The 15,140-nt window shown below is 74.5% G+C and carries 11 protein-coding genes; 10 read left to right on the top strand and 1 reads right to left on the bottom strand.

Annotated elements, in window-relative coordinates:
* The first annotated feature begins 6 nt into the window (after positions 1 to 6).
* From CHC05_RS14850 to CHC05_RS14860, 3 genes are read left to right on the top strand one after another with little or no spacing between them, the layout of a single operon-like run.
* Complete coding sequence (locus CHC05_RS14850) at positions 7 to 477, top strand: MOSC domain-containing protein (protein ID WP_089249022.1); 471 nt, start codon at positions 7 to 9, stop codon at positions 475 to 477.
* 31 nt (positions 478 to 508) lie between these two features.
* Positions 509 to 3,028 (top strand): ATP-binding protein, encoded by a 2,520-nt coding sequence (locus CHC05_RS14855; protein WP_089249024.1) that lies wholly within the window; start codon positions 509 to 511, stop codon positions 3,026 to 3,028.
* Between the two features lie 5 nt (positions 3,029 to 3,033).
* Positions 3,034 to 5,580, top strand: a complete 2,547-nt coding sequence (locus tag CHC05_RS14860) for an ATP-binding protein (protein ID WP_144022598.1) — start codon at positions 3,034 to 3,036, stop codon at positions 5,578 to 5,580.
* Here the strand turns inward: CHC05_RS14860 and CHC05_RS14865 are convergent.
* Positions 5,561 to 6,787 carry an NAD(P)/FAD-dependent oxidoreductase gene (locus tag CHC05_RS14865; protein ID WP_089249534.1) on the bottom strand — a complete coding sequence of 409 codons (1,227 nt, stop codon included), beginning with the start codon at positions 6,785 to 6,787 and terminating at the stop codon, positions 5,561 to 5,563. The two genes, CHC05_RS14860 and CHC05_RS14865, sit on opposite strands and share 20 nt — an antisense overlap.
* Positions 6,788 to 6,909: 122 nt before the next feature.
* Here CHC05_RS14865 and CHC05_RS14870 point away from each other — a divergent pair, with 122 nt between their 5' ends.
* The 7 genes from CHC05_RS14870 to CHC05_RS14900 all read left to right on the top strand — a co-directional run bounded on the left by CHC05_RS14870 (position 6,910) and on the right by CHC05_RS14900 (position 15,134).
* Positions 6,910 to 7,668: an SDR family NAD(P)-dependent oxidoreductase gene (locus CHC05_RS14870; protein WP_089249028.1), complete on the top strand. Its 759-nt coding sequence runs from the start codon at positions 6,910 to 6,912 to the stop codon at positions 7,666 to 7,668.
* A 69-nt stretch (positions 7,669 to 7,737) separates the two neighbouring features.
* On the top strand, positions 7,738 to 8,700 hold the full coding sequence (locus tag CHC05_RS14875; RefSeq protein WP_179266191.1) for a DMT family transporter: 963 nt from the start codon (positions 7,738 to 7,740) through the stop codon (positions 8,698 to 8,700).
* Positions 8,701 to 8,770: 70 nt separating this feature from the next.
* Positions 8,771 to 10,906, top strand: coding sequence for a bifunctional phosphatase PAP2/O-acyltransferase family protein (locus CHC05_RS14880; RefSeq protein ID WP_144022599.1), 2,136 nt, complete (start codon positions 8,771 to 8,773; stop codon positions 10,904 to 10,906).
* A gap of 127 nt (positions 10,907 to 11,033) precedes the next feature.
* Complete coding sequence (gene hpnC / locus CHC05_RS14885; RefSeq protein WP_179266192.1) at positions 11,034 to 11,897, top strand: squalene synthase HpnC; 864 nt, start codon at positions 11,034 to 11,036, stop codon at positions 11,895 to 11,897.
* Complete coding sequence (hpnD, locus tag CHC05_RS14890; RefSeq protein WP_089249034.1) at positions 11,894 to 12,751, top strand: presqualene diphosphate synthase HpnD; 858 nt, start codon at positions 11,894 to 11,896, stop codon at positions 12,749 to 12,751. The genes hpnC and hpnD overlap by 4 nt, the downstream gene beginning before the upstream one ends.
* Positions 12,748 to 14,127, top strand: coding sequence for a hydroxysqualene dehydroxylase HpnE (gene hpnE / locus CHC05_RS14895; RefSeq protein WP_089249036.1), 1,380 nt, complete (start codon positions 12,748 to 12,750; stop codon positions 14,125 to 14,127). Before hpnD ends, hpnE begins: the two co-directional genes overlap by 4 nt.
* A complete protein-coding gene (locus CHC05_RS14900; protein ID WP_089249038.1) occupies positions 14,124 to 15,134 on the top strand; it encodes a polyprenyl synthetase family protein in 1,011 nt (336 codons plus the stop codon). The genes hpnE and CHC05_RS14900 overlap by 4 nt, the downstream gene beginning before the upstream one ends.
* The last annotated feature ends 6 nt before the right edge of the window (positions 15,135 to 15,140 follow it).

Genomic DNA, 15,140 nt, shown 5'->3' on the forward strand with positions numbered 1-15,140 from the left:
GGTGGGATGCCGGAGATCGTCGAACTGCTGGCCTCGCCCGCACACCGGTTCGAGGGCCGTCCCGCCGACGGCCCGGCGCCGGCGCCGCCCGGCGAGCTGGTCGACGAGGTCGAGATCCGCGCGGGGCTGGGCATCGTCGGTGATCGCTACTTCGGCCGGCCCGCACACCGGGACGCCGCGGTGACCGTGATCGCCCGCGAGAGCCTGCCTCCGGGCATCGGGCTGGCCCAGGTCCGGCGCAACATCCTGGTGGCCGGCATCGCCGTGGACGACCTGGTCGGCTCGATCCTTCGCCTGGACTCCGGCAGCGGCCCGGTGCGGCTCGCGGTGCGCCGCCGGGCGAACCCGTGCGCCTGGATGGACGTGACCGTCGGGCCGGGCGCGTTCAAGGCCCTGCGGGGGCACGGCGGGATCCGCTGCAGCCCGCTCGACGACGGCACGCTGCGGGTCGGCCCGGTGACGGTCACGATCGAATAATCCCCCTATATCCTGAAAGGGGGGTGATTCGGTGCCGTCGCACGATCGGCCGGCGATCCTCACGCCTGACCAGCGCGTCCGGGTCTTCGTCAGCTCCACCATGACCGAGCTCGCGGCCGAACGCGCCGCTGTCCGGGACGCCGTGCTCCGGTTGCGCCTGGTGCCCGTGATGTTCGACGAGAGCGCCCGCCCGCACCCGCCCGGCGACGTCTACCGCGCCTATCTGCGCCAGAGCCAGATCTTCGTCGGCGTGTACGGCGAGAGCTACGGCTGGACCGCACCGGGCGAGGAGGTCTCCGGCCTGGCGGACGAGCTCCGGATCGCCGGCGACCTGCCCCGCCTGCTCTACGTCAAGGACCCGGCCCCGCACCGCGACCCGCGGCTGACGGCCCTGCTCGCCGGGAGCTCGTACCGCCGCTTCGGCACGCCCGCCGAGCTGCGCGGGCAGGTCGAGCACGACCTGGCCGGGCTGCTGTCGGAGCGCTTCACCAGGTCCGGACCCACCCCACCACCGCCCGTCGAGCCCGGCCGGCTCCCCACCTTCCGCACCCCGCTGATCGGCCGGGAGGCAGAGCTGGCCGACGTGGCGGGGCTGCTGACCGACGGCGCATCGCTGGTCTCCGTGGTCGGCCCGGGCGGCATCGGCAAGACGAGGCTGGCGGTGGCCGCCGCGGAGCGGGTCGCCGACCGCTTCCGGGACGGGGTCCGGTTCGTCGACCTCTCCCCCGTCACCTCGCCGGGGCTCGTGGGCGACGCGCTCGCGCGCGCTCTCGGGCTGCGCACCTCCGGCGCGGTGCCGGCCGCCACCGACGTCGCGGTGTGGCTGCGCACCCGCCGCCTGCTGCTGGTGGTCGACAACTTCGAGCACGTCGCCGAGGCGGCACCGGTGATCGGCGAGGTCCTGCGCACCGCGCGCGACGCCGCCGCGCTGGTCACCAGCCGGGCGCCGCTGCGCCTGGCCGGCGAGCGGGTCTACGACGTGCCGCCGCTGTCCGAGGACTCCACCCACCCGGCGGACTCCGCGACGGTGCGGCTGTTCGTCGACACGGCCCGCGCCGCGTCGCCCGGCTTCGCGCTGACCCCGGAGAACACCGGCGCCGTCGTCGAGATCACCCGCCGGCTGCACGGGCTGCCGCTGGCCATCATCCTGGCGGCAGCGCGGGCACGGGTGCTGTCCCCGGCCGCCATCGTGGCGCACCTCGACGACCAGCTCGGGCTGCTCACCGGCGGACCGCGCGACCTGCCCGACCGGCAGCGCACGCTGCGCGACACCATCGCCTGGAGCTACCGCCTGCTCGGTGCCGACGAGCGGGCGCTGTTCGACCGGCTCGGCGTCTTCGTCAGCGGGTGGGACCTCGACGCCCTGACGGCGGTCGCCGACCCCGCCGGCGACCCGCTGCCGCTGCTGGAAGCGCTGGTCGAGTCCACCCTGGTGCGCCAGGACCCCCTGCCCGACGGCGAGGCCCGCTTCCTCATGCTCGACACGATCCGGACGTACGCGCTCGAGCGGATGCGCGACGGCGGGGCGTGGCACGCGGCGCACCAGGCGCACGCGGCGCACTTCCTGACGGTCGCGCAGGCGGCCGAGCCGCACCTCAACCGCCCCGCCGGGCCGGTCTGGCTGCGCCGGCTGGAGCTGGAGCGGCAGAACGTCGTCGCGGCGCTGGACTGGTTCCTCGACGGCGACGGCACGCCCGAGGCGCTGCGGATGATCTGGTTCACCTGGGCCTTCTGGTGGCGCCGCGGGCACATCGAGGAGGCGAGCCGGCAGCTCGACCGGATCCTGGGCCAGCACGACCGGCTGACCGAACCGCAGACCGCCCGGGCGGTCCTCGCCGCCGGCATCATGGCGTTCGTGTCCGGCCAGCACACGCGGGCCGAGGAGCTGTTCCTGCGGGCGCTGCCGATGCTGCGGGCGGCCGGCGACGGCCCGGGTGCGGCGTTCGCGCTGGGTCCGCTCGGCCAGTTCGCCGCACAGCGCGGCGATTTCGCGCTCGCCAAGGCCTACCTGGACGAGGCCCGGGAGCAGGGCGAGGACTGGCAGGAGGGCCTCTACCACAGCCGGGTGGCGCGGCTGAAGATCGCCGAGCGCGAGTACGACGTGGCGCTGGCGCACCTGCGCCGCGCGGTCGACGTCGCGCGCAGGGTGTCGGACCAGTTCGTCGAGCTGATCGCCCAGTACACCTGGGCGGTCTGGTGCGTCGACCAGGGCGACCACGCCGACGCCCGCCGGCGCCTCGTCGACGGGCTGTCCGTGGCCGCCGCGTTCGGCGACGAAGCCGCCGTCGCCCAGTTCCTCGGCGCGCTGGCCGACCTCGACAGCCGCCGCGAACCGGACCGGGCCGTGCGGCTGGACGCGGCGGCGCAGGCCTTGCGTACCCCCTCCAACGAGATGTGGATGCGGGCCTTCGTGGCACCGTGGCCGGCGACCGGCCTCGACCGGGCCGCGGTCCGGTCCCGGCTCGGCGCGCAGGCCTACGACCAGGCCTGGCGGGCCGGCGAGGAGCTGGGCATCGAGCGCGCCGTCGCCGAGGCGACCGCGCCGTGGTGAGCCCGATGATCCTCACCCCGGACCAGCGGGTCCGGGTGTTCGTCAGCTCCACCCTGGACGAGCTGGCGGCCGAGCGGGTCGCGGTCCGCGCCGCGGTGGACCGGATGCGGCTGGTCGCGGTGATGTTCGAGCAGGGGGCCAGGCCCCACCCGCCACGCGAGGTGTACCGCGCGTACGTGGAGCAGAGCCAGATCTTCGTCGGCGTGTACGGCGAGCGCTACGGCTGGATCGCACCCGGCGAGCGGATCTCCGGCCTCGAGGACGAGCTCGCGCTGGCCGAGGCGATGCCCCGGCTGCTCTACGTCAAGGAGCCGGCGGAGCACCGCGACCCGCGGCTGGCGGCCATGCTCGCCGCGCTCCCGCCCGACGCCGTCTCGTACCGCCGGTTCCGGACGGCCGACGACCTGCGCGAGAAGGTCGAGCACGACCTCGCGCGACTGCTCTCCCAGCGGTTCGAGCGGGCCGCGAACCCGCCCGTGACGGAGCCGTTCGCCGGCCGCCTGCCCGCGTTCCGCACCAGGCTCGTCGGCCGCGACGACGACCTGGCCGCCCTCGACGCGCTGGTGACCGACGAGACCGTCCCGCTGGTGACCCTCACCGGCAGCGGCGGGATCGGCAAGACCCGGCTCGCCGTGGCCGCCGCCGAGCGGCTGGCGGACCGCTTCCGCGACGGTGCGCGCTTCGTCGACCTATCCGCGGCGCGGTCGCCGGACCTGGTCGGCGAGGCGCTGGCCCGCGGGCTCGGCGTGCGCACCTCCGGCGGCACGCCGGCCATCACCGACGTCGCGTCCTGGCTGCGCACCAAGCACCTGCTGCTGGTGATCGACAACTTCGAGCAGCTCGCCGAGGCCGCTCCGCTGATCGCCGAGATCCTGCGCCTGGCACCGACCGTGACCGCGCTGGTCACCAGCCGGTCCTCGCTGCGGCTGGCCGAGGAGCGGGTCTACCCCGTGCATCCGCTGTCCGGCCCGACCGACGTCACCGACCCGGCGGCGGCCCTCGCGGGTTCCGCCGCCGTGCGGCTCTTCGTCGAGACCGCCCGCGCCTCGGCACCGGGCTTCGAGCTGACCCCGGCCAACCTCGGCGCCGTGGTCGAGATCAGCCGCCGGCTGGCGGGGCTGCCCCTGGCCATCGTGCTGGCCGCGGCGAAGGTGCGGGTGCTGTCCCCGGCCGCCATCGTCGAGCATCTCGGCGACGCGCTCGGGCTGCTCACCGGCGGCCCGCGCGACCTGCCGGACCGGCAGCGCACGCTGCGCGCCACCATCACCTGGAGCTACCACCTGCTGCGCGCCGACGAGCGGGCGATGTTCGACCGGTTGGCCGTGTTCGCCGGCGGCTGGGACCTCGAAGCCGCCGAGGCGGTCGCCCACCCGGACGGCGACGTGCTGGACCTGCTGGAGGCGTTGATCGAGTCCACGCTCGTCCGGCGGGACACCACTCCCGACGGACAGCCGCGGTTCTCGATGCTCGACACGATCCGGGACTACGCGCTGGAACGGCTGCGGGCCGGCACCGACTGGACGGCCGCGCACCAGGCGCACGCGGAACACTTCCTGCGGCTGGGGCGCGAGGCGCAGGCGTACCTCAACCGGGCGGACGGAACCGGCTGGCTGCACCGCCTGGAGCGGGAGCACGACAACCTCGACGGCGCGGTCGACTGGTTCGTCGACCAGGGCGATCCGGGCACGAGCCTGCACCTGCTCTGGGACACCTGGACGTTCTGGTGGCGGCGTGGGCACATCGACGAGGCCGGCCGGCACCTGCGGCGGATCCTCGACCGGCAACACCTGCTGAGCCAGTGGGGCCTCGGCCGGGTGCTGCTGGCCGTCGGCGGCACCGCGATCGTCTCCGGCCAGCCCGACGTGGCCCAGGAGCTGCTCAGCCGGGCCCTCGCGGTGGTGCGCGCGAGCGGCGACGACGCCACCCTCGCCGTCGTCCTGGGCACCTACGGCCAGTTCCTCGCGCAGTGCGGCGAGTGGGAGCGGGCGCGCCGCTACCTGACCGAGGCGGGCGAACTGTCGATCACGTCGGGCGAGGAGTGGCAGAACAGCCTCGTACACAGCCGGCTCGCGCTGATCGCGCTGCACGCCGGTGAGGTGGCGGAGGCCTGGGACAAGGTGCGCGTGGCGCTGGACCTGGCGAGCCGCGGGCAGCAGCAGTTCACGGCGTTGATCGCCCACTACACGTGGGCCCTGTGCGCGAACGCCGCGGACGATCCGGCCGACGCCCGCCGGCACCTGGTCGACGCGCTGGCGCTGGCCGCCGATGCCGGCGACGAGGCCGCGCTCAGCACCTTCCTCGCGGCGGTGGCCGACATCGACAGCCGGGACGGTGACCTGACGGCCGCCGTCCGGCTGGCCGGCGCCGCGCAGGCCCTGCGTACCCCGTCCAACGAGATGTGGATGCGGGCGTTCGCGCCGCCCTGGCCGCCGATGGGGCTGGACCCGGCGGCCGCGCGCGCCGCACTGGGCGAGGCCCGCTACGCCGCGGCCTGGCGGGACGGCGAGGCGCTCGGAGTCGAGCGGGCGGTCGCTAGCGCAGCGTCGCGATGACGGCACCGGCGGCGCGCCAGCCGCTGGCCAGGGCGCCCTGGATGGACGGGCTGTCGCGGTGGTCCCCGGCCACGAACAGGCCGTCGCCCAGCGCGACGGGCGCCCGGAGGCGGCCCTGCGGCGGCGGCGCGGCCGGCAGCGCGGCCGGGATCGACGCGGTCCGCAGGTGGTCCCAGTCGTCGACGGCGACCCCGTAGAGGCGGGCGAGCTCGGCGCGCACCACCGGCTCGGGCGGGGCGGCCGGCCCGACCACCGAGGTGGCGATCAGGGACCGCCCGGGCGGCGCGTAGCCCGGCGCCGCCGCCGACACCACCACCGTGTTGGCCACGATCTCCCGGCGGTCGCCGTCGAGCAGCAGGGTCGGCTCGCCGAGCGGTGCGTCGGCGCTCGAGTGGTAGTAGGTGGTCAGCGCGTGCATCCGCGGCAGCGGCACGCCCGGCAGCAGGGTGGTCGCGGCCGCGACCAGCACGGCGCGGCCGCGCACGACCGGACCGTCCACGAGCGACACGGTGCCCGGCGCCACCGCGCCGACCGGTGCGCCGACGTGCAGCCGTTCGGCGGGCAGCGGCGCGGCCACCCCGGCGGGCAGGGCGGCCATCCCGGTCGCGGGCACCGCGATGCGCCCGCGGGCGAACGAGCGCACGATCATCGCCAGCACATGGCTGGAGGTCTCCAGCGAACGGTCGGCGAACACGCCGGACAGGAACGGCCGGGCCAGCTCCTCGATGAACGCGTGGGAGAGGCCGGCCTGGCGCAGCGCCGCCTCGGCGGTGGTCTCGGGCGCGTCGAGCAGCCGGGCCGGCGGCAGCGACGCGTAGCGGGCCACGAGGGCGGCGAACCGCACCAGGTCGAGGCGGGAGCCGAGCCGGCTGGCCGCGCCCAGGGACGCGCCGAGCACGCCTGGGCGCAGGGACGCCGCCAGCCGCACCAGTTCCGGGCCGCGCCGGACCAGCACGCCGGGCGTGAACGGGCACAGGTCGAGAGCGGCGAGGTCGACGAGCGCGGACAGCCTCGGGTACGCCGTGTTGAGCACCTGGAAGCCGCGGTCGAGCCGGTAGCCGTCGACGTCGTCGGTCGCGACCCGGCCGCCGAGCCGGTCGGCCCCCTCGACCAGCACCCAGTCGAGGCCCGCCCGGTCGAGCCGGCGCGCGGCGGCGAGGCCGGCAAGGCCGCCGCCGACGATGACCACGTCAGCGGAGGCGGGCAGACTGGCGGGCATCGGTCTCCCTGGATCGACGCATTCAATCGACGCAACGGCAGCTTACCGGCGCGCGACTGGCCGCGCAGCGTTTCCGTCCGTCGTGGACGGTCGTACCCGAAGATGGGGTGATGCGGATTTCGGGTGCGGTCGCCCTGGTCACCGGCGCGTCGTCGGGCATCGGGCGGGCCACCGCGCTCGCCCTCGCCGCCGAGGGCGCCAACGTCATCGTGCACGGCCGCGACCGGCCGGCCGTCGAGGCACTGGCCGCCCGGCTCGACGGGCACGCGCTGGTCGCCGACCTGAGCATCCCCGGCGAGGCGGAGCGGTTGGCCCGCGGCGCGCTCGATCGCACCGGACGGGTCGACATCCTCGTCGCCAGCGCCGGTTCCGGCTGGGCCGGTCCGTTCGAGGAGATGGCCGACTCCGACCGCGACCGGTTGCTCGTGCTGAACCTGGCCGCACCGATCGCGCTGACCCGGGCGCTGCTGCCGGGGATGCGGCAGCGCGGCACCGGCTACCTCGCCTACGTCACGTCGATCGCCGGCCGCACCGGGGTCGCCGGCGAGGCGGTCTACGCGGCGACCAAGGCCGGCCTGGACGGCTTCGCCGAGAGCCTGCGGCTGGAGCTGAAGGGCACCGGCGTGGACGTCGGTGTGCTCGTGCCCGGCGTGGTGAACACCCGGTTCTTCGAGCGCCGGGGCCGCCCGTACGGCCGGCAGCGACCGGCACCGCTGGACCCGGGACCGGTCGGCCGGGACCTGGTCGGGCTGATCATGGCCGGCGGCGCCGAGCTCTACCGACCCGCCTGGCTCCGGCTGCCGGTGGCGGTCCGGAACACTCTCCCGGGCGCGTACCGGGCCCTGGCCAGCCGCTTCGGCGGCAGCTGACCCGGCCGCCGTGCGAAGCTCGACCAAGGAGCCGGGGAACGTCGATAAACCGGACGTAGGGATCAGAGTGTGGCCTGGGCCGTAACCTTCGCGATTTTCGGGGCATTTCTCTTCGGCACGTCGGCCGCTCTCCAACAACACGCGGCACGCCAGTCCGACTACGCACCGGCCCACCCGGGCGAGGCCGACACCCCCAAGCACGGCGTGGTCGTGATCTCGCTGCTCCGGCTGATCCGGAAGCTGTTCCGGCAACCGCTCTGGTTGATCGGCTGGTGCGCCAACCTGCTCGGCTTCGGCGCCCAGGCCGTCGCGCTGCACTTCGGCTCCGTCGCGCTGGTCCAGCCGCTGCTGGTCACCCAGCTCCTGTTCGCGCTGCCGCTGTCGCTGTCGCTGCGGCACCGCCGGCCGGACTGGCGTGACCTGGTGTCGGCCGCGCTGATCTGCGGCGGGCTGGCGCTGTTCCTGAGCGTGCGAGGTGTCGCGCCGCGCGCCGACCAGGCCAACCGCGGCTGGGCGATCCTGGCCGGCCTGATCACCGCCGTCGCGGTGGTGCTGATCATCGGCGCCGCCACCGGCCGCCGGCCCGCCGTGCACTCGTTCCTGATCGCGATCGCGGCCGGGCTGTGCTTCGCCTACAGCGCGCTGGCGCTCAGCCTGACCGTGGAGGACCTGGTCAGCCGGGGCATCGCGGCCACCGCGACGGACTGGCCGGGTTACGCGCTGGCCGTCTCGACGATCACCGGGTTACTGCTCGAACAGGGCGCGTTCGCGGCCGGTTCGCTCCCTCCGGCGGTCGCCGCGATGAACATCACGAATCCGGTGGCCAGCTACCTGATCGGCATCTTTGCGTTCAACGTCACACTTCCGCAAAGTGCGACGCAGCTCACAGCCCTCGCGATCGCGGCCGTGTTGATATCGGCGGGAGCGATCGGTCTCGCGCACTCCCCGAGCGTGCGGGACGACGAGGACGAACAGTCCGGGGTGCGGTCCGGCCGGCCACACGGTCCCCCGCGGCCCCAGACGAGCCACTGATCCGGCGGAAGCACCGGCCGAGGTCGGCGTTTCCGCACGGGAGACGGGGGCGGCGACGCAACCTGGAACTGTGCACCTGAGGAAGGGGCCTGAGCCGCCCGCGTGGACACCCCCGGACGGCCTGGCCGACGTGCGCGTTGTGCGCCCGCGGCCGAGGTTGGTGCGCGAGCTGGCGATCGTGGCCGCCGTGGTGGTGCTCTACGTCGGCATCTCGCGCGGCGGAGGCATGTTCCGCGAGTCGATCGCGATGGCGCACGGACGTGACCTGCTCGACCTCGAGCGGTTCCTGCACATCGACGTCGAGCGCGCGCTCAACGAGTGGCTGACGTCGCACGACACGCTGTCGGTGGTGGCCAACTACGAGTACGCGTTCGGATACGTCGGCACCTCGTTCGGCTTGTTGATCCTCCTCTACCTGACGCGGTCGCCCTGGTACCGCTGGGCGCGCAGCACGTTCGTCATGGTCAACCTGATCGCCATCTCGATCTTCGCGATCTACCCGGCCGCGCCGCCCCGGCTGCTGCCCGGCGAGGGCTTCGTCGACACCGTCACCGACGGCGGCACCTTCGGCTCGTGGGGCTCGCCGCTGACCGCGGACGCCAACCACCTGGCCGCCATGCCGTCGCTGCACGTCGGGTGGGCGGTCTGGGTGACCATCGTGGTCAGCTCCATCTTCAGCGGCCGCTGGTGGGTGAAGGCGCTGTGCCTGTTGTACGTCTCGCTTACGACCTTCGTGATCATGGCCACGGCCAACCACTACATTCTGGACGCCGTCGGCGGCGCCCTGGTCACGCTGTTCTGCGTCGGCCTGATGATGCTGGTCAGCGACCGGCCCAACCAGAAGCGGCCGCGGCTGTCGCCCGCCGACGCGTTCGCGCTGCACGCGGAGACCACCAGCGGCGCCGCCCAGCACGCGTCCGATGTGGTCGTCCTGCGCGACGGCCGCACCGCACCCGCCGTGCAGGCGGATCTGCGAGCGCGGTTCCGGGGTGTGATCGACCGCCTGCCCCGCTACCGGCACCGGGTGGCCGAGGGCTCGTTCTGGCGCCGGCCGCGCTGGGTGCGCGTCCGCGACCTCGACTGGGACTGGCACCTGCCGGTGCGCGACCTCCGCCGGCCCGACGGCAGCCCGGGCGGCCCGGCCGCGCTGGCGGCGTTCGTCGCGGGCCTGGAGCGCACCCCGCTGCCCCGCGATCGTCCGCTGTGGCGCGCGTGGACGGTCACCGGCGTGACGCCGGGCGAGGTCGCCGTGGTGCTGACCGTGCACCCCGTGGTCTCCGCCGGGCAGGCGCCGGTCGTCTCGGCCAGGCAGCTGTTCGAGCCGGTGCCGGAGCCACCGGCGGCCGACCTGCCCACGCTCGGCGTGGTCGCGCGTGTCCGCGCCGTGGCCCGCGGGATCGGCCAGCTCGTCCGTGACGGGCGCGCCCGGCGCGGGCTGCCCTCCGGCGCGCCGCGGGACCGCGACTACGGCATGTCCCGCGTGCCCACCTCGGTGGTGCGCGAGGTGGCCCGGGCGCACGGCGTGCGGGCCGGCGACGTGCTGCTGGCGGCGAGCGCCGGCGCGCTCAAGCGGGTGCTGCCGACGGTGGCGGCCACCACCGACGTGCGGGTGAGCGTGCCGCTGACCCTGCCCTGCCCCGGCGACCGGTGCGCCGGCACGGTCACCTCGGCGGCGCTGATGGACCTGCCGCTCGGCCCGGACGACGAGGTCGAGCGCCTGCGGGAGACCGCGCGGCGCACCGGGCGGCTGCGCTCCGGCACCCGCGCGATCGCCGCGAGCTTCGTGATCGGCACGGCCACCGGCATCCTGCCGCCGCCGGCACAGCGGTGGTTTGCCCGGATGGTTTACGGGAAGCGCTTCTTCGAGGGCATCGTCTCCACGATGGTCGGCCCCACCGGCGAGTTCCGGCTGGCCGGCGGGGCTGTCCACTGGGTGCACCCCGTGGTGCCGCTCGCGCCCGGCGCGCCGCTGGCCGTCGGCATCACCGGCTGGGACCGGTGCCTGGACATCGGGGTCACCGTGGACCCCGCTCTCGGCGCGGACGCGCACCGCCTCGCCACCGCGATGGTGGCGGTCATCGACGAGCTGTCCCGGCGGTCGGATCCGCCCGGGGCAGGCGCGCCTAGTAGATCAAGCGAGGAATTTGGACTGTTCTGGCCTGTTTTCCGCGAAGAGGGCATACCTGTCCGTAAAGATATGAGCTAACCGGCGCACCAGACCCACGAGGGGGCAGCACCAAAAGATGGGCTCGATACAGGGGGAGCAATCGAGCGAGGTCGCGACCGTCATGGTCGCCCGCCGGGTCGCCGCGCGACCAGGCAGCATTGCTGGCATGACCTCCCACCCTGACCCGGCCGGCGCCGGCGACGCGTACCTGCGCGCCAAGGAGCAAGCCGAGAACTTCCCGGTGGCACTGCGGATCCTCCCGCGCCGCCACCGGCAGCACCTGCTCGCCGTGTACGACGTCGCGCGAGTGATCGACGACCTCGGCGACCAGGGTCCCGGCGACCGCCGGCCCGCGCTGCGCGAGTTCGACGCCGACCTGGACACGCTGTTCGGCGGTGGCGCCCCACGTCATCCGGTGCTCCAGCGCCTGCGCCCCACCATGCTGACCTGCGGACTCGACGCCAAACCGTTCCACGACCTGGTCGCCGCCAACCTCCAGGACCAGGAGAAGACGGCGTACGGCACGTTCGACGACCTGGTCGCGTACTGCCGGCTGTCGGCCGACCCGGTGGGCCGGATCGTGCTGCGGGTCTTCGGCGCCACCGGGCCGCGGCTCGAAGAGCTGTCCGACAAGGTGTGCACCGCGCTCCAGATCGTCGAGCACTGCCAGGACGTGGCCGAGGACCGGCGCAACGGCCGCATCTACCTGCCTCTCGAAGACCTCGACCGGCTCCAGGTGCGCCCCACCGACCTCGACGCGCCGCGCGCCACCCCGGCCGTGCGCCAGCTCGTGGCCTTCAACGCCGAGCGGGCCGGCGCCCTGCTCGACGAGGGCCTGCCGCTGCTCCGGCAGTTGCGCGGTTGGGGCCGGCTCGCGGTCACCGGCTACCTCGCCGGCGGCCGGGCGACGCTGTACGCGTTGCGCCGCGCCGAATGGGACGTGCTCGCGCGAACACCACGGCCCGCGAAACGCGACGTCCTCGCCCAGGCCGTCGCGGCGACGTTCGGCTCGGCGGTGATGTCGCGATGACCGCGCTGTCCACCGCGTACGAGACCTGCGAGGCCATCACCCGCACGGAGGCCCGCAACTTCTACTACGGCATCCGGCTGCTGCCGCCGGCCAAGCGGACCAGCCTCTGCGCGGTCTACGCCCTGGCCCGGCGGATCGACGACATCGGCGACGGCGACCTGGCCCTGCCCGACAAGACCGTCGCGCTGAACGGGCTCAAGGCCGAGCTGTCCGACATCGACGGCAGCACCGACCCGGTGCTGGTCGCGGTCGCCGACACCGCACGGCGGTTCCCGTTGCCGGTCGGCGCGTTCGGCGAGCTCGTCGACGGCGTGCAGATGGACCTCAACGGCACCCGGTACGACACGTTCGAGCAGCTCGTCGACTACTGCCGCTGCGTCGCCGGCTCGGTGGGCCGGCTCTGCCTGGGCGTCTTCGGCTCGCGAGCGGACCCCCGGGCCAGCGAGTACGCCGACGCGCTGGGCATCGCCCTGCAGCAGGTCAACATCCTGCGCGACATCCGCGAGGACCTGACCAACAACCGCGTCTACCTGCCCAGCGAGGACCTGCACCGGTTCGGGGTGCGGCTCGCGCTGGACGCCAAGGGCGACCTGGTCGACCGCGACGGAGGCCTCGCCCGGTTCATCTCGTTCGCGGCGGAGCGGGCCCGGCTCTGGTACGAGCGCGGCCTGCGCCTGCTGCCCCTGCTCGATCGCCGCAGCGCCGCGAGCGCGGCGGCCATGTCCGGCATCTACCGTCGGCTGCTGGAGCAGATCGCGACCAACCCCCGGCTGGTGTACGACCGGCGGCTGTCGCTGTCCGGTTGGCAGAAGGCGTCCGTGGCGGTGCGCGCGCTGGCGGGTGTGTCGTCGTGACCACCACCGACATCGCGGTCGTCGGGGGCGGGCTCGCCGGGATCACCGCGGCACTGCGGTTGGCCGACGCGGGCCGGCGGGTGACGCTGATCGAGACCAAGCCGTGGCTGGGTGGGCTGACCCACTCGTTCCGGCGCGGCGAGCTCGACGTCGACAACGGGCAGCACGTGTTCCTGCGCTGCTGCACGGCCTATCGCGCGCTGCTCGACCGGCTCGGTGTGACCGGGCAGACCAACCTGCAGGACCGGCTCGACTTCGCCGTGCACCAGCCCGGTGTCGGCGCCGCCCGGCTGCGCCGCAACAACCTGCCGGCGCCGCTGCACCTCGGCGGTGCGCTGCTCGGCTACCGGCTGCTCAGCCCGGTCCAGCGGCTCAGGTTCACCAAGGCGGCACTGGCGATGAAGGCGCTGGACCGCGGTGACCCGGCCCTGGACGGGCGCAGCTTCGGCGACTGGCTGCGCGAGCAGGGGCAGGACGCCCAGACCATCCGGGCGATGTGGGACCTGGTCGGCCTGGCGACGTTGAACGTACGGGCCGACGACGCCTCACTGGCCCTGGCCGCGATGGTCTTCCAGGTCGGGCTGCTGACCGACAACGACGCGGCCGACATCGGCTGGTCCACCGTCCCCCTGCGCCAACTGCACGGCGACGCGGCGGCACGGGCGCTGGCCGAGGCCGGTGCGACGGTGCTGACCAGCACGAAGGTCGACGCGATCGAGCGGGGCGAGGAGTGCTTCACGCTGCGCCTGCGCGACGCCGAGGAGGTCGTCGCCGCCCAGGTCGTGCTGGCGGTGCCACCGCCGGTCGCCCACCGGTTGGCGCCGGACCTCGACCTGGACCCGGACGGGCTGAGCGCCTCGCCGATCGTCAACGTGCACCTGGTCCTCGACCGCGCGGTGACGACCGAGCCGTTCGTCGCGGGGGTCGGCACGCCGATCCAGTGGGTCTTCGACCGCACGGAGTCCAGCGGGCTGTCGAGCGGGCAGTACCTCGCGGTCTCGCTGTCAGCCGCCGGCGACCTGGTGGACCTGCCGGTCGCGGAGCTGCGTGAGCTGCTGATCCCGGACCTGGAAGCGCTGTTCCCCGCGCTGTCCGAGGCGACCGTCGTCGACTTCTTCGTGACCCGGGAGCGCACGGCGACGTTCCGCGCCGCACCGGGCTCGCAACGGTTCCGGCCGTCCGCGGTGACCGCCGTCCCGGGCCTGTTCCTGGCCGGGGCATGGACGGACACCGGCTGGCCGGCCACTATGGAGGGTGCCGCGCGGAGCGGCGACACGGCCGCGGCCGCCGCCCTTGATGCATCCACTGTAGACAAGAGGGCCGGGGGGCGTCCCGCTGGCGCCGGCCCGCAGAGGTGTCAGGGGGTGCCGGCATGACCCAGACGTTGCCCGCGTTGGACCGCAGCCGCGAGCAGCTGCTCCCGGCGTTGCGCGCCGCGATCGCCCGACTCGACCCGGCCAGCCGATTGGCCGCCTCCTACCACCTGGGCTGGTGCACCGCCGACGGCACGCCCGGCGTGGGCAACGGCGGCAAGGCGATCCGGCCCGCGCTGGCGTTGCTGTCCGCCGAGGCGGTCGGCGCACCGGCCCGGATCGGGCTGCCCGGCGCGGTCGCGGTCGAGCTCGTGCACAACTTCTCGCTGCTGCACGACGACCTGATGGACGGCGATGTCGAACGCCGGCACCGGCGCACGGTCTGGGCCATCTGGGGCGGCGACACCGCGATCCTGACCGGCGACGCGCTGCTCGCGCTCGCGCACGAGGTCGTGCTGGAGGCCGGCACGCCGGCCGCGGCGCGCGCCGGGCTGCTGCTGGCCGCGACCACCCGCGAGCTGACCCGCGGCCAGGTGCAGGACGTGGCGTTCGAGACGCGCGACGACGTGACCCTCGACGAGTGCATCGAGATGGCCAGCGGCAAGACCGGCTCGCTGCTCGCCGCCAGCGCCGCGATCGGTGCGGTGCTGGCCGGCGCGGCCGAGCCGGTGGAGACCGCGCTGAAGACGTTCGGCGCACAGGTCGGGCTCGCGTTCCAGCTCGTCGACGACGTGCTGGGCATCTGGGGCGACCCGGCGGTCACCGGCAAGCCGGTCTTCTCGGACCTGCGCTCGCGCAAGAAGACGCTGCCGGTCAGCTACACGCTCGGCGACCCGCGCCACGGCCCGGAGCTGGCCGCCTGGCTGGCCGCACCGGCCGAGCCCGACGACGCGGCCCTGCGCCGGGCCGCCGACCTGGTGGAGAAGGCGGGCGGGCGGGAGTGGGCGCTCTCCGAGGCGCGGGAACGCATGTCGCTGGCGGAGAAGGCACTGTCCACCGTCGACATCGACGAGGAAGCACGGACGGAACTGACGGCTCTCGGGAGGTTCATCGTGGACCGGGAATCATGAGCGGGG

It is taken from the genome of Asanoa hainanensis (genome assembly GCF_900188485.1).
In the GTDB taxonomy this organism is placed as follows: domain Bacteria; phylum Actinomycetota; class Actinomycetes; order Mycobacteriales; family Micromonosporaceae; genus Asanoa; species Asanoa hainanensis.

Bases quoted from the DNA above. Each gene is read 5' to 3' on its own strand.
- CHC05_RS14900 (WP_089249038.1), top strand. From the start codon at position 14,124: ATGACCCAGACGTTGCCCGCGTTGGACCGCAGCCGCGAGCAGCTGCTC.
- CHC05_RS14850 (WP_089249022.1), top strand. From the start codon at position 7: ATGCCGGAGATCGTCGAACTGCTGGCCTCGCCCGCACACCGGTTCGAG.
- CHC05_RS14860 (WP_144022598.1), top strand. From the start codon at position 3,034: ATGATCCTCACCCCGGACCAGCGGGTCCGGGTGTTCGTCAGCTCCACC.
- CHC05_RS14870 (WP_089249028.1), top strand. From the start codon at position 6,910: ATGCGGATTTCGGGTGCGGTCGCCCTGGTCACCGGCGCGTCGTCGGGC.
- hpnC (WP_179266192.1), top strand. From the start codon at position 11,034: ATGACCTCCCACCCTGACCCGGCCGGCGCCGGCGACGCGTACCTGCGC.
- hpnD (WP_089249034.1), top strand. From the start codon at position 11,894: ATGACCGCGCTGTCCACCGCGTACGAGACCTGCGAGGCCATCACCCGC.